The sequence below is a fragment of the Cobetia sp. MM1IDA2H-1 genome (assembly GCF_002916775.2).
GTDB classification, from domain to species: Bacteria; Pseudomonadota; Gammaproteobacteria; order Pseudomonadales; family Halomonadaceae; genus Cobetia; species Cobetia marina.
Genome location: NZ_CM133225.1, coordinates 2,297,354 through 2,318,750 on the forward strand (window position 1 = coordinate 2,297,354; position 21,397 = coordinate 2,318,750).

Consider the following 21,397-nt stretch of genomic DNA (forward strand, 5'->3'; position numbering starts at 1 on the left):
CAGGCAACGACAAGAGAACGGGCACCCTGAGGGTGCCCGTTCTCTTTTCACGCCCGACCATGACGAAGGCTGACGGCCAGCAGTGCTCAGTCAGCCCGCTGCGGCCGAGCCCGCACAGCCTGGGGCGAGAGCCCGAAATGACGTCGGTAGGCCGTCGCGAAGTTGCAGGCATGCGCATAGCCGACACGATGCGCCACCTGCTGCACACTTATGCCCTGCAACAAGGCCTGACGTGCGCGCTGCATGCGACATTCGCGCTGATACTGGCTCAGCGAGCAACCATAGGTCTCGCGAAACTTCTGGCGCAGACTCGACGCGCTCATGCAGGCAAGCCGCGCCAGTTCCGGCAAGGCATGCTGACGCTCCGGCGCCATCTTCAGCCGCTGACGCACCGCCTCGAGATGTCGACAGGCGCCGTGGGGTCGCGATGGGGACGGTAATGGTGAGGAAGAAAAAGCCGGCACGCCCTGCACCTCACCAGCACCCCGCTTGAGTGCCGCCCCCAACAACTGCAGCGCAATCCCCTGCCACTCCAGCATCTCCCCCTCGCAGGCGGTGACCACAGGCGTCTCGCACTCCCCGCGTGCGCCATCACTGCCAGGGACTCTGACACACTCATCCAATTGCTGATGAAGCCAGCGCCCCGGCGTCCAGCCCATCGGTCTGGAAAGGCGCGTGCACGGCAATTCATCCCAGTTCGCCAGCCCGCGTCGCACCTGCAGCGACTGGCTCGCCTCGCCCTCCAGATGCAAGCTCAAGCAGCGCAGGCGACCTTCAGGGTGGTAGCTCTTCAGCGTCGGCGGCACAGACTGCGTTCTCGCCGGGCGAAAGATTCCCCCCTGCCCCGCGAGCAAGTCGACCCCCACGCCGTCCACGCCAGATAGCGTCAGCCGTCCTTCCAGCACCAGGCAGAGATAGAGGCCCTCGTGAAACTGATGCTGGCCATGATAGGCGCATGATACCTCGAGATCACACAGCGTCAGATGCGCATCCCGCCAGGGATGCAGCTCCTGCACCTGTCCCTCGCAATGCGGATATTTCGCCATTCGCCAGCCGCGCCGCTCGCTGGGCGGTGCGGAGCTCTGTTGAGGTGGGGCCATGGCGCGGCGAGTGGCCCGACTGTCGGCAGTGTCTCCAAGCGGCTGTGACATGTCGCTGCAAATCCCTGCAATGTGAATCCTGATGAAGGCATACCGCTTGCTGCGGATCGCACTGACGGCTGAAGAGTCGAACGGTGCCACTCAACGGCCATGTCAGGCCGAGGCTTTCGAATACGGCCGAGGCGACAAAATACAATGATTACCGAAAGCAAAACAATCTCATTATCATATAAGTATTGCATCTTGTCTCATCTAAAGCCCTGTTATCTCTTGCAGACCTTTTGCATTCCTCTTGCAGTCCTCTTGCATCCCTGGAGTCAACGGCACTTTGCCGCACAGACTGGCAAGCTTGGCCAGCAGGCTGAAAACTCTGCGAGAATTCACGGGTTTGACAGTGCTGTGCCTTATGTCACTAATGGATGCCTTTCCCTCAAGGAGCACGCCTCATGTTTCTGTTGATCCTGTTTGCCGCCATCGCGATTGGCATCTCATTCGTCTGCTCAGTGCTCGAGGCGGCGCTGCTGTCGCTCTCTCCCAGCTATGTGGCAAGCCTGAGAGACCAACATCCCAAGCGCCACGCCGCACTGGCCAAGCTCAAGGACAATATCGACAAGCCGCTGGCCGCCATCCTGACGCTCAACACCATCGCGCATACCGTCGGTGCCACGGGGGTGGGCGCGCAGGTATCGGTCGTCTTCGGGGAAGCCTGGGTCGGCGTGGCCTCGGCGGTGATGACGCTGCTGATCCTGGTGGCCTCGGAAATCATTCCCAAGACCATCGGTGCTACCTACTGGCGTCAGCTGTCGCCGATGCTGCCCGGCGTGCTCAATGCCATGGTCATCGCGCTCAAGCCGCTGATCTGGCTGTCGGAGTTGATCACCTCGCGCATCGGCAAGGATGCTCATGACATCGATGTGCGTGGCGAGATCAAGGCACTGGCCCAGATGGGGCTCGACAAGAAAGCCCTGGAAAATGATGAACAGCGCGTCATCACCAACATCCTCAATCTCCACGAGATGAAGGTGCGTGACGTGCTGACGCCGCGCCCTGTCTGCCAGACGGTCAGTCCCGAGATGAGCGTGGCCGAGTTCAATGACCAGTTGACGGTCTGGCCCTTCAGCCGCTACCCGGTGATGACCGCCGATGAAAGGACACTGGGCATGATCCACCGCGCCGATGCGCATCAGGCCGAACCCACCACTCCGCTCAAGGACCTGATGCGCCCTATCAGCGAACTGCACGCCGAAGACAACGTCGAACAGGCCTTCGCTCGCATGCAGCGCGAGCGCCAGCACCTGTGTGTCGTCTACGACAATCTCGGCAACTGGCTGGGGGTCATCACGCTGGAAGACGTGATGGAGACGATTCTCGGCGAGGACATCATCGACGAGACGGACAACGTGGCCAATCTGCGTCGCTTCGCCCGCCAGCGCTGGATCAAGCGCATCGGTGCCGTCCCCTCGACACCGGACGACGCCCGAGAGAGCTCTTCACAGAACGACACATCACCGACAGAACACAAGGCATCAACGGAGGACTCCAAGCCCGGCCAGTCGTGACATGGACTGCGCGAGCCTCGCACGCGTCAGGCGTGAAACCACCGCCACGCTGAACGACAGAAGCCCCGTGACAGCCAGACAGGAGACTGGTTATCACGGGGCTTCTGTGTCGAAAGGCATCGTGCATCGTGAGATGACGAGGATTCAGCTGGCGTTTGCCGTCTCCCTGGTCTTTTTCCGGACATACAAATGCACGGAACCGCCTTTGACAGGGCGTTGCCATTTGTCCAGATACTCCAATGTCTGAATCACTCCCCCCAGCTTGCTGGCACCATGATCCGCCGGCGTGAAGCCGGGCATCTTCTTTTTCAGGTAACTTCCCAGCGCTGACAGGGCCGTCCAGCCATCCGTCTGTGGCAGCTCATTCAGTGCATTGAGGATATGCGACCTCAGCTGTCGCTGTGCCTTGGTCGGCTTGACGAGGGTAACCGTCTCGGTCGGCGGCTTGCTCGGGGGCTTCTTCACGACAGGCGACTTGCTCGAGGGCTTCGCCACGGCGGGCGTATCCGGCTCCCTGCGCAGACACTCGGTATGCAGGAAACTGTCACAGGCGGAAACGAAGGGTTGAGGGGTCTTGGCTTCCCCGAAGCCATGCACGCGCATGCCGCTTTCCCTCAGACGTGTCGCCAGGCGCGTGAAATCACTGTCCGAGGACACCAGACAGAATCCCTCCACATTGCCCGCATACAACAGATCCATGGCATCGATGATCAAGGCGGAATCTGTCGCGTTCTTGCCCTGGGTATAACGGAACTGCTGGATAGGCTGAATGCCATGGTGCAGAAGTGGCTCCTTCCAGGGCGTCAGATTGGAGGTGGTCCAGTCCCCATAGGCGCGCTTGATACTGGCGATTCCCAGTTTCGCGATCTCCGCCAGCAATTCCTCACAGACGGCTGCCTGGGCATTGTCTGCATCAATCAGTACCGCAAATCGATCTTTTCCCGTTGGTGACATGTCTCGCTCCATGATCTACGTCACAGGAGTCTCAAGGTCGCTCCCTGGGTCAATATGTCATGAATCCTGCAAGACAATCACTCGGTAAATCGTCGTTTACTCACGTACGCTGAGCTTCCTCTGCGTCAAATCCCGCGATCAAGGCATCCATCAGCATTCTCACCCGGCGCGGCAGAATCGACGTCTCCGGGCGGACGAGGAAGATTCTGGTATCGGCACCGTCACCGCGAATGTCTTCCAGCAGCGGGATCAAGCGCCCAGAGGCCAGGTCATCGGCGATCAGGTAGTACGGCAGACAGGCAACGCCACGCCCTCCCAGACAGGCGGTATGCAGGGTTTCCAGGGAGTTCGAGAGAAAGCCGCAGCGCATCTCGGGCAGTGACGTGAGTCCCCAGGCGTTGAAGCCACCGGGGAGATTCAGGATCAGGCTGACATGCTCCGCCAGATCCGGCACTGAGCGCGGCGTGCCATGTCTTGCCAGATACTCCGGCGATGCACAGATGACACGCTGATTGGTGGCCAGCCGCCTGGCGATCAGGCCGGGCTCGGGCTTTGCGGTGCTGCGGATGGCCAGATCCATCCCCTCATGCACCAGGTCGACCACAGCATCCGTCAGGGTCAGGTCCACGATGACCTCGGGATAGCGCTCCATGAAGCGCATCAGCAACGGCATTACCTGCAATTTTCCCAATGCGTTGGAACACGAGAGACGAATGCGCCCCTTGAGTGCACCACTGCCCTCGGCGATCTCCTGCTCCACATTGCGCAGCCGCTCCTGCAGCTCCCGTGTCTCCGAGGCATAGAGCTGACCCGCTTCACTCAGGCGCATCCGCCGAGTGGAGCGAATCAATAACTGGGCACCCAGACGCTGCTCCAGATGCGCGATGCGCTTGCTGATCGCCGAGTGGGTAATGCCGAGCTGACGCGCCGCCCCGGTGAAGGTGCCGGCATCGACCACGGCATGAAAAATATCGAGATCCGTATACGTTTTCATATGTTCCATCGGCTCACGGATGCTGTGCTCACACACCGGATTATCACCAGACACTGCCCATGTCACCATGGCATCTGTTCCTTCCATGCCATATTCAGTGCCCAGAGACATCGCCACCATGATAGATCAGCCGACCGCTTCCGCCCTGTTCACGCCCTTCACGCTGCCTTGCGGGCGAGTGCTCGCCAATCGCCTCATCAAGGCCGCGATGTCGGATTCTCTCGGTGATGGTACGGGGCATCCGAGTGACACCCAGATTCGCCTCTATGAGCGCTGGGCGGAAGGCGGCGTGGCGGCGGCGCTGGTCGGGGAAGTGCAACCGGACCACCACCACGCCGAGAAGCCCGGCAATCTGGTCCTCAATGCGCAGTCCGACCTCGCGGCCTTCACGCAACTGGCGCAGCGCGGCCAACAGCACGGAGCCGAGCTCTGGCTGCAGCTCGGCCATGCCGGCGCGATGGCCTACCCGCCGACCAGTACGCCACATGGCCCCAGCGCGCTGGATATCCCCGGGCTACGTTGCGAGGCCATGAGCCTGGAGGCCATCAAGGCCTTGCCTGCCGCCATGGCAACCACGGCTCGCCTGGCTCGTGACGCCGGGTTTGGCGGGGTTCAAGTACATGCCGCGCATGGCTTTCTGCTCAGCCAGTTCCTGTCTCCCCTCTTCAATCAGCGCACGGATGACTACGGCGGTAGCCTCGACAACCGCATGCGGCTGATGCGTGAGGTGATCATTGCCATGCGTGAGGCCGTTGGCCACGACTACCCGGTGGTGGTGAAACTCAACTCGAGTGATCAACTTGAGGGCGGTTTCGAGGAAGCCGAAGCGCTACAGGTGATAGCAGCGCTCGATGAGCTACCCATCGATCTGATCGACATCAGTGGCGGCACCTATTTCCCCGGCGCCAGCTCCGCGTCGGACGCCAGTGCCAGCGGCCCCTACTTCGTCGAGTTCGCCAGGCGTGCACGCGAGGTGACGACCCTGCCGCTGATGGTGACCGGCGGCTTCAAGACTCTGGCGCAGGCCGAAGACGCCGTGGCACAGGGCGCCGTCGACTTCGTCGGCCTGGCCCGCCCACTGGCGCTGCACCCGTCACTGCCCACGCTATGGCGAGCGGGAGAATGCCCTGCGCCAGAATTCCCGCGTTTCAGCGCTCCGCCGGAAGGTGGCGTGACCGCCTGGTATACGCTGCGCCTGACCCAGCTGGGCGAGGACCGTGAGCAGGAATCACTGGGCGAACTGGAGACGGTGCTGGCCGACTATGAAGCCCGCGACGCCGCGCGCGCCAAGACCTGGAACGCGCACTTCGCCGACTGTCTCCGCGACTGAGCCGCTTCTCGAAGTGGCCAGATACGCGAACGCCGCAGCGCTGATGCTGCGGCGTTCGTGTGACCAGCGCCTCAGACAGGGGCTCCCTTCAGAGGCGGCAATGAGGCTTCTTCAAGCGGCACAATACACACCGACTGAAGGAGCCTCACTGCCACCGCTACCCCCTTGTTGCTTGCCATTGCGCTGATAGCTGCCCTTGCCCTTGCGCGCCTTCACGACACGCTGCTTGAACATCGGGGTACGCAGCACTGCCTTGAGGGCGTTGTCCTGCACCTTGCGCTTGTGAGTCATGGTGTCTTCTCCTGTGGCCTCTCTGTCACCGGCCCAGTATACGCCCTTTCGCCATGCAGAGTGATCAACCTCCACTTCCCCCTCGTCGCTGGTCTGGTGCGTGAATAGCCCCGCAGATCCTCTAGAAAATCCTCCAGCGAGGATCATTCGATAATCTGGCACCCTTTTCCCTTCTGATTTCTGTTCTTTCTCCATTCTCACGCCACTCACTACTCCGACACTACGTTCCCATCCTTCTCACACCCTTATTTACTCCACACCTCAAAATCACGATCGCCAACCTGCTTGACAAAGAGGATATTTAAGGCCACCACCCGCTTGACAAATTACGCATTGAAGAGACAGAAAATCACCCACCTTCCAAGCGGCATTGCAACACGGAAATCTTCTTTTTTCTACACAGAAAAACACGCCAGACAACGCCATGGCAAACCATCACGACATAAAAAATATGCTTTAAATCAACAATTTACTAAAAAACAATACCAACCATGAGCCGATAAATCACATCCTTCATCCTGGCCATTCGGAAGAGAGACACAATCCACAATGATCTTGCCACTAAAGTCTAAATAGTCTCATGATCGTGTACACTTCATGCACTCAGAATCAATACCTCACATTTGAGATGACGCATCATTTCTGCGAGGATGCCTCACGTTCCGCGAGCAGTAGATGGCTCTCAAGGCAATAAAAAATACGCCTTCCGTGCTCAGGCTCCGTGAAATGACAGGTGGCCAGTCAACTGGATTCCTTACCTTTCCAGGCCACCCAAGCGCTGGATAATGCTCATTATTATCGCGATCCACTACAGGGGAAAAAGCACCTGGTCAACACGACATCCCGCAACGCGGGGTTCACGGATCACGACGTCTCATTACAGTCTCAACAGGAAATACCCATGACAAAACGCATTGCGATCATTGGCGCAGGGCCGAGTGGCCTGGCACAGCTGCGCGCCTTTCAATCTGCCGCTGACAAGGGTATCGACATTCCCGAGATAGTCTGTTTTGAAAAGCAGAGCGACTGGGGCGGCCTGTGGAATTACAGCTGGCGAACCGGTCTTGATCAGAATGGTGAACCCGTCCACGGCAGCATGTATCGCTACCTGTGGTCCAACGGCCCCAAGGAATGTCTGGAGTTCGCGGATTATTCCTTCGAGGAACATTTCGGCCACCCGATCGCCTCATACCCGCCTCGCGCGGTCATCTTCGATTACCTCAAGGGTCGGGTCGAGAAGGCAGGCGTGCGCAAGTACATCCGCTTCAATTGCCCGGTGCGCCACGTCAGCTTTGACGACACCCGCGAGCAGTTCACCGTCAGTGTCCATGACCAGCAGGCCGATGCGGTCGTTCAGGAGCATTTTGACCACGTCATCGTCGCTTCCGGTCACTTCTCGACCCCCAATGTGCCTGAGTTCCCGGGGTTCTCGCAGTTCAATGGCCGTATTCTGCATGCACATGACTTCCGCGATGCGCTGGAGTTCAAGGGCAAGGATCTGCTGCTGATCGGCAGCAGCTACTCTGCCGAAGATATCGGTTCACAGTGCTACAAGTATGGCGCTCGCAGCATCACCACCAGCTATCGCACCGCCCCGATGGGCTTTGCCTGGCCGGAGAACTGGGAAGAGAAGCCGCTGTTGCAGAAAGTGGACCGCGACACCGCCTACTTCCGCGATGGCACCCGCAAGAAGATCGATGCCATCATCCTGTGCACCGGCTACCTCCATCACTTCCCGTTCCTCGATGAACCGCTGCGCCTCAAGACAGCCAACCGCATGTGGCCGCTCGGTCTCTACAAGGGCGCTGCCTGGGAAGCCAATCCGCGCCTGTTCTATCTCGGCATGCAGGATCAGTGGTACACCTTCAACATGTTCGATGCCCAGGCATGGTGGGTGCGTGACGTGATTCTCGGTGAGATCGCGCTGCCCAGCCGCGAGGCCATGCAGGCAGACAGTCAGGCATGGCGTGACCGGGAAGAGACACTGGACAGCGATGAATCGATGATCCGCTTCCAGGGCGATTACGTGAAGTCACTGATTTCCAAGACGGATTATCCGAGCTTCGATATCGACGGCGTCAATCGCACCTTCCTCGAGTGGGAGCACCACAAGCACGAGAACATCATGACCTTCCGTGACTACTCCTATCGCTCGCTGATGACCGGCACCCTGGCCCCGCGCCATCACACGCCCTGGCTCGACGCGATGGATGATTCGCTGGAAGCCTTCCTGGCGCAGCCCGACAAGAGCGCCAGACAAGCAGGCGGCAAGACAGCCGCCGAACGCTCCCTCGCGACTGACAAGGTCTGAGTGACGGACAGGATCTGATTGACTGACGGCCTTGTGTCACCTGACATGTGACATCGGGCCCACAGAATGCACAACGCCGCGAAGCATGGCTTCGCGGCGTTGTGCATTCTGTGGTTGCGGAGCAAGAAGGCCCCGATGGATCAGAGGGTCTTCTTGCTGCGGAATGACGCTTTCTCATGGCGCAGGATATTGACGCTCAACGAGATGCAGACGCCAGCCGCGATCAACAGACTGACCGCCACCATCCCTGAATTGCTGAAGAAGAACGCATAGTTGGCAGCATGTACCGCAGTATCGACAGTTTCCATGACAAGACTCCTGGAGAAGAAAGAAAACGAATCGGCCCGTTCGCTCCGTCACTGGCTGGCAGCCAGACTTCAGGACAGATGGCAACGAACGCTGCAACAAACGAGCCAATCCTCATGCGGGTAATCGTCAGAACCGACTCAGCTGATGTCCGGACGCTTGTCCATTGGCGCCGCGACCACCCCACCGGAACGTGCCGGCACGCTGGAAGATGACTCGGTTGCCATGCTCTCCGGGTAGGCCTTGGCCGGCACTTCGAACAGGTCCAGCCCGAGCACTTCGACATGCGGCGGCACGCGCAGCAGGTTGAACTTCTTGAGCAGATAGGCAACGCCCCAACCCGGCACGAAGCCCGTCACTGCCATCACCACCGCGCCTGTCAGCTGCCCGGTGAAGGAGACGTCCGGCACGCCTTCGCCGACATTCGGGAAGCCCGCGGCGAAGACACCCACCAGTACCACACCATAGAAGCCGCAGAAGCCATGTACCGCGAAGGCACCGACGGAGTCATCCAGGCCACGCTTCTCTAGCAGCGCGCCGATCTTCGGCATCAAGGCGCCACCGGTGACGGCCAGTACGAAGGCCAGGCCCGGGTTGTAGAGATCCAGCCCCGCCGCGACGGTGATGATGCCGCCCAGCGCACCGGACATGGTCCAGAAGGGATCACGCGAGGACAGATAGGCACCGATCACGCCGCCACCGAAGCCCATCAGGGTATTGAAGGCGAAGGCCGAGAGGTTGGTGCGATTGCCATAGATGGTGGTCCAGCCGATGTCACCGGTGTTGAAGATGATGCAGCCGCCGAGGAAGCCGAAGAAACCGACGATGATCAGCATCAGCCCGATCAAGGTCATCGGCATGTTGTGCGGTGCGATCACCTGCGGCTTGCCATCGTCACTGTACTTGCCGATGCGCGCGCCCAGATTGAGCAGCACGCCCAGCGCGAAGAAGCCGGCCACGGCATGCACCACGCCCGCCGCGCCGACATCGTGGTAGCCCAACTTGTGCAGCATCCAGCCATCCGGATGCCAGCCCCAGGCACCCGCCAGGATCCAGACACCCGCACCGAGAATCACCGCCAGTAACAGGAAGGCGCCCAGGCGGATGCGTTCGATCACCGCGCCCGAGAGAATCGAGCCCGTGGTCGCACCGAACAGGGCAAAGGCCGCGAAGAAGATACCGGTGCCCATGTCATCGGCGTCCGGGCGCATGCTCGCGCTCCAGGGCAGTGCCGCGGAAGCCTCGATGGGGATCAGCCCGTTGGGGAAGGCGTTGTAGATCCACCAGCCCACGAAGTAGAAGGCGGGGATGATCGAGGCCAGCGTCAGCACGTTCTTCATGCCGGATGCCAAGGCATTCTTGGAACGGGAGGCACCGATCTCGTAGGCCAGAAAGCCTGCGTGGATCAGGAACATGATGGCGGTACACCACCAGTAGAACACCTCGATGTTCATCGCCTGGTGCATATCCAATATGCTTTGCAACGTCTTTTCATCCATCGTCTTTTCTCCTTTTCCGGGCCGGGTCTGACACCGCATGCCTGCCGGTGGAAACCCTGTCTGCCCGAAGGTTGTTGTTGTTTTTCAAGGGGGACCTGCTGGATAAAGCAAGCGACATGCCAGATGACCCCTGATGGCCACCTTCAGTAATACGTTGTTTTCATTGATATCTTCTAGAAATCGTGGACACCTCTTCACATATGAAGCCCGGAAATCACCACCTGGCAAGAGGGTGTTCGTTATTGAGGCAGGCAGGCGGCGTCCTGCACCGTGATATGACGTGAGTCGTACTGCATATACGAATCGTCACCGGCCAGCCTCACGCGCGAGGTCTCGGCCATGCGTCATGCATCACTCAGCTGCGCACCTTGAGACGCTCAGGATCATGGAAAGGCAATGTCACCACCTCGGCGACGAGACGCTTCTGGTGACCATCCAGCTGACCGATCTCAAGCTGCGTTCCGGGGCTTGAGAACTCCGGGGCAAGACGACACATGGCGATGGACTGGTTGAGCAAGGGAGAGCGGGTCGCGCTGGTGATCACCCCGACCGGATAGCGGCCGTGATAGACGAGGTCGCCGTGGCTGACCAGCTCGCTGCTGTCCATCTTCAGGCCCATGATCCGATGGCGGGATTCCGGCGTCTCGCGCTGCATGGCCGCACGCCCGACGAAATCATCCTCCTTGCTCTTCATCGGCACGGTGAAGCCGATGCCCGCCTCGTAGGGAGACGTCTGCGGGCAGAATTCATGGCCAGCGAAGATCAGCCCCGCCTCTATCCGCAGCATGTCGAGGGCATCCAGCCCCAGTGGCGCGATGCCATGCGGCTCACCGGCCGCCCAGATCGCCTCCCACACGGCCGGGGCGTCATGCGGATGACACCAGATCTCATAGCCCAGCTCACCGGTATAGCCGGTCCGAGACACCATCAGCGGGATGCCATTCGGCCCCGCCAGACGGCCGACCATGAAGCGGAACCAGCCCAGCGTTTCCACCTCCGGCTGGGTACGCGCATTCCAGATCAACGGCGCCAGCACCTCGCGGCTCTTCGGCCCCTGCAGCGCGATGTTGTGCAGCTGATGGGTGGAGTCGCGCACCGTGACGCGATAGCCCTGCTGCTCTGCGAGATCCCGCAGCCACTGGCCGCTGGCCGGATCACCACAGATCCAGCGGAAGGTCTGCTCGCCCATGCGGAACAGGGTGCCGTCATCGAGCATGCCGCCGGTTTCCTGACACATGGCGGAATACACCACTTCTCCGATGGAGAGTCGGCGCACGTTGCGGGTCAGCGCATATTGCAACAGGCGTTCGGCGTCCGGTCCGGCGACCTCGAACTTGCGCAATGCGGAGAGATCCATCACCGCGACCCGTTCGCGACAGGCGAGATACTCCGCCTTGGCCCCCCACCCCTCGTAATGGGTGGCCAGCCAGTAGCCGTGGTAATCGATGTACTGCTTGGTCAAGGCGGAGGTGCAGGGATGGAAAGCGGTGGGCAATGTCATGCGCGGCAATTCCTCGGGCCGGTTGCGATAAGCGATACCGCGGGGGAAGTCATGTTCAGCGGCGTAGATACGCACATGGATATCGGTCGGCACCCAGCCGTTGGCGGCGTCGATGTCGTCCGGACAGGCGGATGAGGCACAGATGAGGTCACGGTCGGCGCGCAGCAGCACATAGTCGCCGGGTCGTGACCAGGGCTCATCCACCGCCAGGGTGCCGCAGGGCTGTACCCAGGTATTGAAGAAGAAGTTGATGGCCGGCCAGCTGGCACGCTGTCGGATACCATGAGACGCCGACAGGGCATTGTTGAAGTTGACCGTGCAGCTGTCGTGACCGAAGTAGCCGTGGTGTTCGTAATACTGCGGCGAGCAGGCAAGCATGAAGCTGTCATGGCGTCCGACCGTGTCCTGGATCACCTCGAGCATCGGATGCAGGTGCTGATCAAAGAACACCGAATACAGTCCCGGATTGGGCATGCAATGCCCGGACAGGCTGCGCGTGGCGCCAGCATCCAGCCCCAGCTCCTCGCCCTGTGCCCAGGCAGTGGCGTCGAAGGCCACGAAGTCGGAGCACTGACGCCCCGCCACATCGATGATCTGGATCCACTCGCCCTGCTTGACCTCATAGACCTCGACCGTCCCCGCCGCGACTCTCGTCTCCTGGCGGATCGGTGCCAGCGGCACCGGCAGATGTTCCAGCCCCACAAGCCCGGTGCAGAAATGGGACACCTCAAGCTCGGTGGCCAGCCGCTCTCCTTCGATCGTCATGTCACTGCCGGGGGCCAGCAGAATCAGGCGTGCGGCAGGCGCTTCCAGCGGCCAGCGAATCTCGGCTGGCAATCCGGCCGCTGACAGGCGCTGCCAGTGCGATGGCGGGCAATGCGCGACCCCCAGCGCCTCCAGGCGTGCCTGAGTGTGCGGACTCCGAGTGTGCGGACTCCTGTTGCCGGACGTCTCCTGCGCCTCGCTGGCCTGAGGCTGACTGGCGAAGGCGTGATCTCCCGGGCTGACGACGCTCGCGAAGTGCGCAAGCGACGCCTCGATTGTCGTGCCTGCCCCCTTCACCACTTCGCGGGAGCTTTCCCCGCTCTGCTGTGCCGCATCGGCGGCTTCATCACCCGTTGCCTTCAGCGCCAGCCACTCACAGGACTGCGCACCGTCCACGGATGACACCTGCACGCTATCGCCGGGCGACAGATCAAGTGCCAACACCTCCAGGCCGGCGATTCGGTAACGATACGGCTGGTTCGGCGTGGCAGCGGGTATCTCGACTGCAAGTCCCATCCTGGTGATACCTCTTGTTGTCATGGCAGGCGAGCCAGTCGAAGGAAGTGCTCGAGGGGCTAGCCTGGATCAGATGTGCCTGGATGGTGCATGACTCCTTGCGTCGCGCACCACGTTCTTCATGGTTAATTAAATTTACTATCAGTAGATGCGACGACAATCCATCAAGAGAGGTACCCATGAAGGAGTAATCCATTCGCTGGCATGAAGCTTGCTGGTGTGACACTCGAATCAGGGCGCGCCGCAGGGGCGGCGAAACGACAGAGGAACTCGCATGGCACTCAGTCTCGGCGCATCGAAGACAGGCAAGGCGCCTGCATCGCAAGGGATAGCGCATCGCCTTGATGTCCAGCGCGCACGAGGCTGTCGCGCCGATGCCGAGACTCCCGTTCGCCCTGCTGCCATCCCGCCGCCTGATCTGCGTGACAGACACCACCTCGATGCCATCACCTTGCGCATCGCTACCTGCGCTGACCTCGAGGAGGCGTTGCCATCCATGCTGAGAGAGCTGCTGGACATGCTGAACGGCTGTCCTGAAAGCGGCACGGCTCACTCCGCGACTGGCGAACTCTGTGTCGTGCATCGCGCACCCGGTCAGGCGACCCATGCGGTGATTTCCCCTGTCGGCCTCGCTCTGTCAGCCGCTGCGCGCCAGAGACTGCAGGAAGTCGTCAGGGATATCGCTCGCGATCCCGGCGCCCGACAGCAGGCGTCTGGCATAGCCGGCACGCCAGGTGGCGTGCTGATCGCCCTCACGGACGCCGCTGACAGAGGGGAGACGGGCAGAGGGGCGACGGGCGATGACTGGTTGTGGCTTGGAGAGCCGGCAGCCGCAGCCCCCTCACGCGAGACACCGCTGGCACACGCCGTCATCGACGCTCTGAGCCGTGGGCTGGCATTGCAGCAGCAGCAACAGGCGCGTCACGCCGAAGACAGGCAGGCAGCGGTGGCACAGGCTCTGAAGAACGAACGCCGACAACTGGCGGCCGAGCTGCACGATACCCTCGCCCAGGAATTGAGTTATCTGCAGATGCAGAGCGCACGCCTGACACGTGCCGCCCGTCATGCGCCACAGGAGGTGCAGGCACTGGCTGAGGAGGTGCATACTCAGGCTCGGCGCACCTTCCGCCAGACCCGTGAACTGATCAATGGCGCGCACGCCACCTGGGGAGACGCGCCGCTTGCCTGTGTGCTGGAGGCCTTGATCGAGGAATTCGAGACCCGTTCCAGCATGGTGTTCGAGCTCGACAATCGCATCCAGTCACTGCACCTCCCCGATGCCCTGTCCCTGCAGGTGATGTTCATCGTGCGCGAAGCGATGACCAACAGCGTGCGCCATGCCAGGGCCACCCACCTGCGCCTGCAACTGCTCTATCAGTCTTCAGGACCGCAGCCGGCGGCGCGGGTGTTGCTGACCGTCGAGGACAACGGCTGCGGGTTCGATCCCGCCGAGATCCCCGCCGCGCATTTCGGACTGGGCATCATGCAGGATCGCGCACGCCACCTCGGGGCCGAGTTCGCCATCACCCAGCCTCGCCAGGGCGGTACCCGCGTGACACTGAGCTGGGAGCGCCGCGACACATGACCGCGACACGACAGACACCCTCGACGCACCCGACACGTCATACACTCCCGACAAGAGTGGTACTCGTCGACGACCATCCGCTGTTTCGGCGCGGGCTTGCCGAGCTCTTGAGTGAAGGTGGCCTGTTCGAGGTCGTGGCCGACTTCGATGATGGTGCGCATCTGCTCGAGCGCCTCCCCACCCTCGCCCCCGAGCTGGTGATCGTCGACTGGCAGATGCCGCAACTCGATGGCCTGACCCTGATGCGCCATCTCAAGCAGCGTGATGCCGCCCTCAAGGTCGTACTGTTGACCGCCTCCGACGACAGCCGCCACCTGCTGGATGCCATCCAGCAAGGGGCGGATGGCTACCTGATGAAGGACACCGCCCCCGAACGCATCCTCGAGCGCCTGCAGGCCGTCATCGACGGCAAGCTGGGGTTGGAGGAGGAGACCTTGCTGCTGCTGGCCAGGCGCCTGCAGCAGGACCACCGCCAGCGCTCGGCACGCGAACATGCACCGCCGGAAGGTGGCGTTCCCACGCCGGGTTCAGCCGTGCCGCTGACCGAGGCGACAGACGCTGCCCTGACTGACGGCATGGCTGAGGCCGAGACGGCGGACTGGCATCGCGGTCTGACCGAGCGTGAGCGCGATACCCTCAAATGGATCGGGCGCGGCCTCAGCAACAAGCTGATCGCGCGCGAGCTGGGCATCAGTGACAGCACGGTGAAGGTCTACGTCAAGAATCTGCTGCGCAAGCTGGATCTGCATTCGCGACTGGAGCTGGCCGCCTGGGTCTACGCCCACCCGCTGACGCCAGCGAGTGATGCCGGCCGAGCGCCCGCCGAGGACGCGACAAGCGCCAAAGAGGCCATGATACGGGCCGAAAAGGAGAGCCTGAGATGATGCGCTACCTCGAACAGTTCGCCTCCGCCTCGACTGCCTCGACTGCCTCGCCCTTCAGCGCACAGGCGATTCTCGACAGCCTGAGTGATGCCGTGGTCGTGGTGGATGCTGACAGCACGCTGCTTTATGCCTCGCGTGGCTGGCAGGCCCTGAGCGGACACGAATCGAGCGGCTCACGGGAAGACACGCCAATCGCCTCTCGGACGGAGGGGGGCGGCACGGCACCGCGGCGCCTGCGGGAAGCACTGCACCCCGCAGATCACGCGCGCTGGGACGTGCTCGCCCGGCACGTGTCACGCCGTGAGCGGCCTGACTGCTGGCGATTGCGCATCCTCGGGCCGAACCACCACTATCGCTGGTGTGAAGTCCGTAGCCAGTCGCTCTCGCTGGCCTCACCCTGGCCCGCCACGCTCACTCTGCATGACATCAGCGAGCGCGTGCAGCAGGAGCAGATCGACGCCGCCAACCTGCGCAGCCTGACGCGCCTGATCAAGGGCCTGCCCGCGATGGTCTATCGCGCGCGCAACAACCGCCACTGGTCGATGGAGTACATCAGTGACGGCTGCCTGGCCATCACCGGACTCAGCCCGCGCGAGCTGCTCGACCACCCCTCCCTCACCTACGGCGACATGATCCACCCCGAGGATGCCGACCGCGTGTGGGACCAGGTACAGGCCGCCCTTCAGGCACACACACCCTTCACCCTTGCCTACCGCATTCGTCACCGCGATGGCGACGTGCGCCGGGTACAGGAAAAGGGCCATGGCATCTATTCACCTGACGGCACGCCACTGGCCGTGGAAGGCATCATCTTTGCCGTCGACACCTCGGACCTGGCAGGGGATTCCGCATGATCCGGCGAGCATGGTATCGACGTCGCATACTCCTTTATGGCTACCCTTTCCGAGCAATGTGCAGCCAAGTCACATCTCGCTAGCCTGTTTCGTTGTCAGTGTTTCTCGACGTTCATCACGTCACGAAACCTCAGGTAACGCATCAAGACACAACAAGAACAGGATGGTATCCATGACCCAACGTATCGCGATCATCGGCGCAGGCCCCAGTGGACTGGCTCAATTGCGCGCCTTTCAATCCGCAGCCGACAAGGGCATCGAGATCCCCGAGATTGTCTGTTACGAGAAGCAGGATGACTGGGGTGGTCTGTGGAATTACAGCTGGCGCACCGGCCTGGATGCGCACGGCGAGCCGGCCCACGGCAGCATGTATCGCTACCTGTGGTCGAATGGTCCCAAGGAGTGTCTCGAGTTCGCCGACTACTCCTTTGAAGAACATTTCGGGCGCCCTATCGCCTCCTACCCGCCGCGCGCCGTGCTGTTCGACTATATCAAGGGGCGTGTCGAGAAGGCTGGCGTGCGCAAGTACATTCGCTTCGGCTGTCCGGTCCGTCAGGTCACCTTCGATGAGACTACCCAGCAATTCACGGTCAGCGTGCATGATCAGGCGCTCGATCTGGTGACCAGCGAAGAATTCGATCACGTCATCGTGGCTTCCGGGCATTTCTCGACTCCGAACGTGCCGGAATTCCCCGGTTTCGCGACCTTCAATGGCCGCATTCTGCATGCCCATGACTTCCGTGATGCACTGGAATTCAAGGGCAAGGATCTGCTGTTGCTCGGCAGCAGCTATTCCGCGGAGGACATCGGCTCGCAGTGCTACAAATACGGTGCGCGCAGCATCACCACCAGCTATCGCACCGCCCCGATGGGCTTCAAATGGCCGGACAACTGGGAAGAGAAGCCGCTGCTGGTGAAGGTCGATCGCGATACCGCCTATTTCAGTGACGGCAGCCACAAGCGAGTCGATGCCATCATCCTGTGCACCGGCTATCTGCATCACTTCCCGTTCCTCGAGGAGTCGCTGCGCCTCAAGACTGCCAACCGCATGTGGCCACTGGGGCTCTACAAGGGCGTGGTGTGGGAAGAGAATCCGCGCCTGTTCTATCTCGGCATGCAGGACCAGTGGTACACCTTCAACATGTTCGATGCCCAGGCCTGGTGGGTGCGCGATGCGATTCTCGGCACCCAGACACTGCCGGCGAAAGCGGCGATGCAAGCCGATAGCCAGGCATGGCGCGAGCGTGAGGAAACGCTGGATAGCGACGAGGCGATGATCGTCTTCCAGGGCGACTACGTGAAATCGCTGATCAGCGAGACCGACTACCCGAGCTTCGATATCGATGGCGTGAATCGCACCTTCCTCGAGTGGGAGCATCACAAGCACGAGAACATCATGACCTTCCGCGATCACGGCTATCGCTCCTTGATGACCGGCACCCTGGCGCCCAGACATCACACGCCGTGGCTTGAGGCGATGGATGACTCGCTGGAAGCCTATCTGGCCCAGCCGGCCGAGGCGCCATCCGACGAGGAGTCAGCTGCTCAGGCGACGACCACGCCGCTGGCCTCCTGACGCTTTCTGGTCACCTGACGCTCTTGTGAGAAGGAGCTGCGCGGATGACTCGCCAGGCACCAGGCGGAGGGGCTCCCTCCGCCTTTTCATGGCCATAAACATCAACAAAAACTCATATAGACTCGCATTCATGCAACGCATGTCTTTCGCTGGCGATTGAACGCCTCATTTTCCCGACACCTCACAAGGACGCCCGATCACCATGCGCATCACGCTCTATTTCCTGATCTCGACCCTGTGCGAAATCGGCTGGGCCACGGGCCTGAAGGTCGCCGACACTCCCCTGGAATGGGCACTGACGGTGCTGCTGGTCATCATCAGCCTGAGTCTGGTCACCCAGATCGCCAGGACACTGCCCGCCAGCACCACCTACGCCATCTTCGTCGGCCTGGGCACGCTGGGGACGGTGGTGACTGACCTGCTGTTCTTCGAGCTCGAGTTCCAGTGGTCCACGCTGGGCTTCGTGGTGCTGATGCTGATCGGCATCATCGTGCTCAAGACGGCCCCCGGCGCGCCTGCCGACAAGCAACCTCGCGCGAGTGCCACACCACAGACCACCGTCAGTGAATGAGCAGGAGGGATGACATGGATTGGGTCTATCTGATCGCCGCCGGCTGCTGTGAAGTCGTCGGCGTCACCGGTTTCAACCAGTACGCCAACCACCGCCGCCGACGGGGTGTGCTGCTGGTAACACTGGGCTTCAGCGCCTCCTTGAGCCTGCTGTATCTGGCCATGGACACCATCAGCCTGGGCATCGCCTATGCCGTATTCTCCGGCATCGGCACCGTGGTCAGCGCCATCATCGGGGTGCTGTTCTGGCGGGAGCATTTCTCGTTTCGCCGCATGGCCTGCATCGGCCTCATCGTGCTGTCGATCGTCGGCCTCAACCTGACAGGCGGACATTGATCATTGCCATTCGTGCAATGACCAATTGCCGTCAGGTGCCTTTTTCTGTCGTCGGCAGTGCACTAGCCTCTCGGGCAACATTCGTGATCATGCCATTCAGGAGTCTTGCCATGAGCCTGTCCTTCTACGCCGTCAGTCACGAGCGCGGCTTCTCTCCCACGCCCCTGCCCATCTGGACGGACAATGGTGATGTGTCTGACCTCTTCGAGACCGAGGCGACACCAGAGGTGGTCCGTCAGGAGGTCGAGGGTGTCCCGGGCGCCTTCCAGCTGCTCAATGTGCTGACGCCTGCCGAGGCTGACAACTTCGTCGCCGCCCTGGAGGAAATGGGCTTCGAGGAGGATGCGCCCGTCTCCCTGCCGCGTTCGGTGCGCCACAACCACAACGTCAACTGGGTCGTCAGTGACGCCATCGATCAGGTCATCTGGGCGCGCTCGGCGCCGCTGGTGACCGAGCAGATCCAGGGCGAGGGCGCAAAAGGCATCAATGCGCGCTTTCGTGTCTATCGCTACGAGGCCGGTGACTTCTTCAAGCCGCATACCGATGGTGCCTGGCCGGGCAGTCGCGTCATCAATGGCGAGATCGTCCAGGACGCCTATCCGGGCCTGATGAGCCAGTACACCTTCCTCATCTTCCTGAGCGATGGCTATACCGGCGGGCGCACCGAGTTTCTGGTCAGCCGTCGCGACCCCGAAAGGCCTGCCCAGTCACGGGACGACATCCAGACAGTCGCGGTCGCAACGCCCAAGGGTGGCGTGCTGTGCTTCCCGCATGGCTCGCACCCGCAGCACTGCGTGCACGCAGGCGAGCCGATCCGCGATGGTGCCAAGTACATCATCCGCAGCGATATTCTCTACTGATGACCACCTGCCGAGAACCTGCTAGCGACCGGCCAGCCGCTCGCGGCGGGCGAGCAGGAAGTCGACCCAGGCACGCACGCGCGGGTTGTGCTGATTCTCGCGTGCGAAGACGACATGGATGCCAGTGTCGAAATCCGACGACGTGACTTGATGGTCCTCCAGCACCGCCACGAGGCGTCCCTGGTCCAGTTCTTCACGGATGGCCCAGAGCGGTTGCACCACGACACCAGCCCCCTCGAGGGCTGCCTGGGTCAGAATGTCGGCGTTGTTGGTGCGCAACGCGCGTGCTCGCGCCGAGATGCGGTGCTCCCGCTCACCCTGCACCAGCCGCCAGTGATGATTGGCGGTGGTATAGCTGAAGGTCAGCAGGCGGTGCCGCTCCAGGTCCTCAGGCTGACGAATGGGCGGCTGGGCACTGAGATAGGACGGCGCCGCGGCCAGCACGAAACGCTGGTCACTGATGTGCCGTGCGATCAGACTCGAGTCTTCCAGATGGCCGATGCGGATGGCGACATCGAACTGCTCCTCGATCAGATCCACGCGCTGATCACTGCTGACGATATCCAGCGCCACCTCGGGGTAGCACTGCATGAATTCACTCACCAGCGGTGCCAGATAGAGGCGCGAATATCGCCACGGCACCGAGATGCGCAGCGGCCCTGCGACTCGCTCACTCAGCGTCTCGAGCTCATCCGTCAATTGAGCCACCTCGCCCAGGATGGCACGGAAACGGATCACGGCTCGCTCCCCGGCAGGCGAAAGCCGCACATGGCGCGTGGTGCGCATCAGCAACGGCTCGCCCAGCTGTCGCTCCAGATGATTGACGTGACGCGTCGCCGTGGAGCTGGCGATCTCCAGCTCACGCGCAGCCGCATTGAAGCTCTGATGCTCCGCCACCTTGAGGAAGGTGCGCAGTCGTTGGGTCAGTTCGTTCATGGCTCTCCACAGTGAATCCGCCTTTCACGTAGACACCGGACCTTGCGCCCGATGGCATTCGCCGATGCCGAGCATAACACCCTCGCCATCCGGGCTTCGCAGCGGCCACTTTCACTTGAGGCGGCTTTGCATATTAGCGGTTGCCTAACGCTTGCCTGCCACGGATACTGCATATAAATACAGCCATGACAGGAGAGCTTTCCATGACCGCATCTGCCCCCCTTGCCACTCACGAGACGTTGGCTCGCCCTCATCCCGCTCCTGCGCCATGTAAGCTGCCATACCCCCACATCACGGGGCGTGCGGGAATTTCCGGCTTTCCGTCACCGGCCGAGGATTACGCTGGCCGGACATTGGATCTCAACGAGCGGCTGATCAAGCGTCCGGCAGCGACCTTCTTCATGACGGTGGCAGGTGACAGCATGGAAGGCTTCGGCATCTACGAGAATGACACCCTGGTCGTGGATCGCTCCATCGACGCCCGCCCCGGACATATCGTGGTGGCGCTGGTCGAGGGCGAGGTGGTGGTCAAGCGCTACGAACTGATCGGCCAGCGGCCGTATCTGTGCTCCGGCAATGCCCTGTATCCGCCGGTGGCTATCGTCGATCTCGAGTGTCAGGTCTGGGGGGTGGTGCGCTCCGTCATCCACGAATACTCGGTATGAGCGCG

Annotated in this window: 19 protein-coding genes; 11 read left to right on the top strand and 8 right to left on the bottom strand. The window is 61.5% G+C overall.

The window, feature by feature from the left end; all coding sequences use genetic code 11:
- Positions 1-86: 86 nt before the first annotated feature.
- Positions 87-1,151, bottom strand: coding sequence for a helix-turn-helix transcriptional regulator (locus BOH68_RS09810; protein WP_077371242.1), 1,065 nt, complete (start codon positions 1,149-1,151; stop codon positions 87-89).
- Positions 1,152-1,546: 395 nt separating this feature from the next.
- On the opposite strand from BOH68_RS09810, the gene BOH68_RS09815 reads away from it, so the two are divergent.
- A complete protein-coding gene (locus BOH68_RS09815) occupies positions 1,547-2,659 on the top strand; it encodes a CNNM domain-containing protein (protein ID WP_077371240.1) in 1,113 nt (370 codons plus the stop codon).
- A gap of 144 nt (positions 2,660-2,803) precedes the next feature.
- On the opposite strand, the gene BOH68_RS09820 is transcribed toward BOH68_RS09815, so the two are convergent.
- Together BOH68_RS09820 and BOH68_RS09825 are read right to left on the bottom strand one after the other, a co-directional pair.
- Positions 2,804-3,613: an NYN domain-containing protein gene (locus BOH68_RS09820; protein WP_077371238.1), complete on the bottom strand. Its 810-nt coding sequence runs from the start codon at positions 3,611-3,613 to the stop codon at positions 2,804-2,806.
- A gap of 100 nt (positions 3,614-3,713) precedes the next feature.
- Positions 3,714-4,607, bottom strand: coding sequence for a LysR family transcriptional regulator (locus tag BOH68_RS09825; protein ID WP_077371323.1), 894 nt, complete (start codon positions 4,605-4,607; stop codon positions 3,714-3,716).
- A gap of 118 nt (positions 4,608-4,725) precedes the next feature.
- Here BOH68_RS09825 and BOH68_RS09830 point away from each other — a divergent pair, with 118 nt between their 5' ends.
- Positions 4,726-5,937, top strand: coding sequence for an NADH:flavin oxidoreductase/NADH oxidase family protein (locus tag BOH68_RS09830; protein ID WP_077371236.1), 1,212 nt, complete (start codon positions 4,726-4,728; stop codon positions 5,935-5,937).
- 111 nt (positions 5,938-6,048) lie between these two features.
- On the opposite strand, the gene arfA is transcribed toward BOH68_RS09830, so the two are convergent.
- A complete protein-coding gene (gene arfA, locus BOH68_RS09835) occupies positions 6,049-6,228 on the bottom strand; it encodes an alternative ribosome rescue factor ArfA (RefSeq protein ID WP_077371234.1) in 180 nt (59 codons plus the stop codon).
- A 901-nt stretch (positions 6,229-7,129) separates the two neighbouring features.
- Here arfA and BOH68_RS09840 point away from each other — a divergent pair.
- Positions 7,130-8,539, top strand: a complete 1,410-nt coding sequence (locus tag BOH68_RS09840) for an NAD(P)-binding domain-containing protein (protein ID WP_077371232.1) — start codon at positions 7,130-7,132, stop codon at positions 8,537-8,539.
- A 140-nt stretch (positions 8,540-8,679) separates the two neighbouring features.
- Here the strand turns inward: BOH68_RS09840 and BOH68_RS09845 are convergent, their stop codons facing one another.
- From BOH68_RS09845 to BOH68_RS09855, 3 genes are all read right to left on the bottom strand, one after another.
- Positions 8,680-8,847 (bottom strand): hypothetical protein, encoded by a 168-nt coding sequence (locus tag BOH68_RS09845; RefSeq protein ID WP_157109453.1) that lies wholly within the window; start codon positions 8,845-8,847, stop codon positions 8,680-8,682.
- A 138-nt stretch (positions 8,848-8,985) separates the two neighbouring features.
- On the bottom strand, positions 8,986-10,344 hold the full coding sequence (locus BOH68_RS09850) for an ammonium transporter (RefSeq protein ID WP_077371230.1): 1,359 nt from the start codon (positions 10,342-10,344) through the stop codon (positions 8,986-8,988).
- 355 nt (positions 10,345-10,699) lie between these two features.
- The gene (locus tag BOH68_RS09855) at positions 10,700-13,126 is read right to left on the bottom strand and encodes a DUF1989 domain-containing protein (RefSeq protein ID WP_077371228.1); all 2,427 of its coding nucleotides are present in this window, start codon (positions 13,124-13,126) and stop codon (positions 10,700-10,702) included.
- A 274-nt stretch (positions 13,127-13,400) separates the two neighbouring features.
- On the opposite strand from BOH68_RS09855, the gene BOH68_RS09860 reads away from it, so the two are divergent.
- From BOH68_RS09860 to BOH68_RS09890, 7 genes are all read left to right on the top strand, one after another.
- Entirely contained in the window at positions 13,401-14,711 is a 1,311-nt protein-coding gene (locus BOH68_RS09860; protein ID WP_077371226.1) for a sensor histidine kinase, read from the top strand.
- Positions 14,708-15,595: a response regulator gene (locus BOH68_RS09865; protein WP_077371224.1), complete on the top strand. Its 888-nt coding sequence runs from the start codon at positions 14,708-14,710 to the stop codon at positions 15,593-15,595. Before BOH68_RS09860 ends, BOH68_RS09865 begins: the two co-directional genes overlap by 4 nt.
- Positions 15,592-16,449: a PAS domain-containing protein gene (locus BOH68_RS09870; protein WP_077371222.1), complete on the top strand. Its 858-nt coding sequence runs from the start codon at positions 15,592-15,594 to the stop codon at positions 16,447-16,449. The genes BOH68_RS09865 and BOH68_RS09870 overlap by 4 nt, the downstream gene beginning before the upstream one ends.
- Positions 16,450-16,621: 172 nt before the next feature.
- Complete coding sequence (locus tag BOH68_RS09875; RefSeq protein ID WP_077371220.1) at positions 16,622-18,025, top strand: NAD(P)-binding domain-containing protein; 1,404 nt, start codon at positions 16,622-16,624, stop codon at positions 18,023-18,025.
- A gap of 202 nt (positions 18,026-18,227) precedes the next feature.
- Positions 18,228-18,596 (top strand): DMT family transporter, encoded by a 369-nt coding sequence (locus tag BOH68_RS09880; RefSeq protein ID WP_077371218.1) that lies wholly within the window; start codon positions 18,228-18,230, stop codon positions 18,594-18,596.
- Between the two features lie 14 nt (positions 18,597-18,610).
- On the top strand, positions 18,611-18,931 hold the full coding sequence (locus BOH68_RS09885) for a DMT family transporter (RefSeq protein ID WP_077371216.1): 321 nt from the start codon (positions 18,611-18,613) through the stop codon (positions 18,929-18,931).
- Between the two features lie 110 nt (positions 18,932-19,041).
- Positions 19,042-19,791, top strand: coding sequence for a 2OG-Fe(II) oxygenase family protein (locus BOH68_RS09890; protein WP_077371215.1), 750 nt, complete (start codon positions 19,042-19,044; stop codon positions 19,789-19,791).
- 21 nt (positions 19,792-19,812) lie between these two features.
- Here BOH68_RS09890 and BOH68_RS09895 read toward each other — a convergent pair whose 3' ends face one another.
- Positions 19,813-20,727 (bottom strand): LysR family transcriptional regulator, encoded by a 915-nt coding sequence (locus tag BOH68_RS09895; protein WP_077371213.1) that lies wholly within the window; start codon positions 20,725-20,727, stop codon positions 19,813-19,815.
- Positions 20,728-20,930: 203 nt separating this feature from the next.
- On the opposite strand from BOH68_RS09895, the gene BOH68_RS09900 reads away from it, so the two are divergent.
- Positions 20,931-21,392, top strand: coding sequence for a LexA family protein (locus tag BOH68_RS09900; protein ID WP_258038138.1), 462 nt, complete (start codon positions 20,931-20,933; stop codon positions 21,390-21,392).
- Positions 21,393-21,397: the final 5 nt, after the last annotated feature.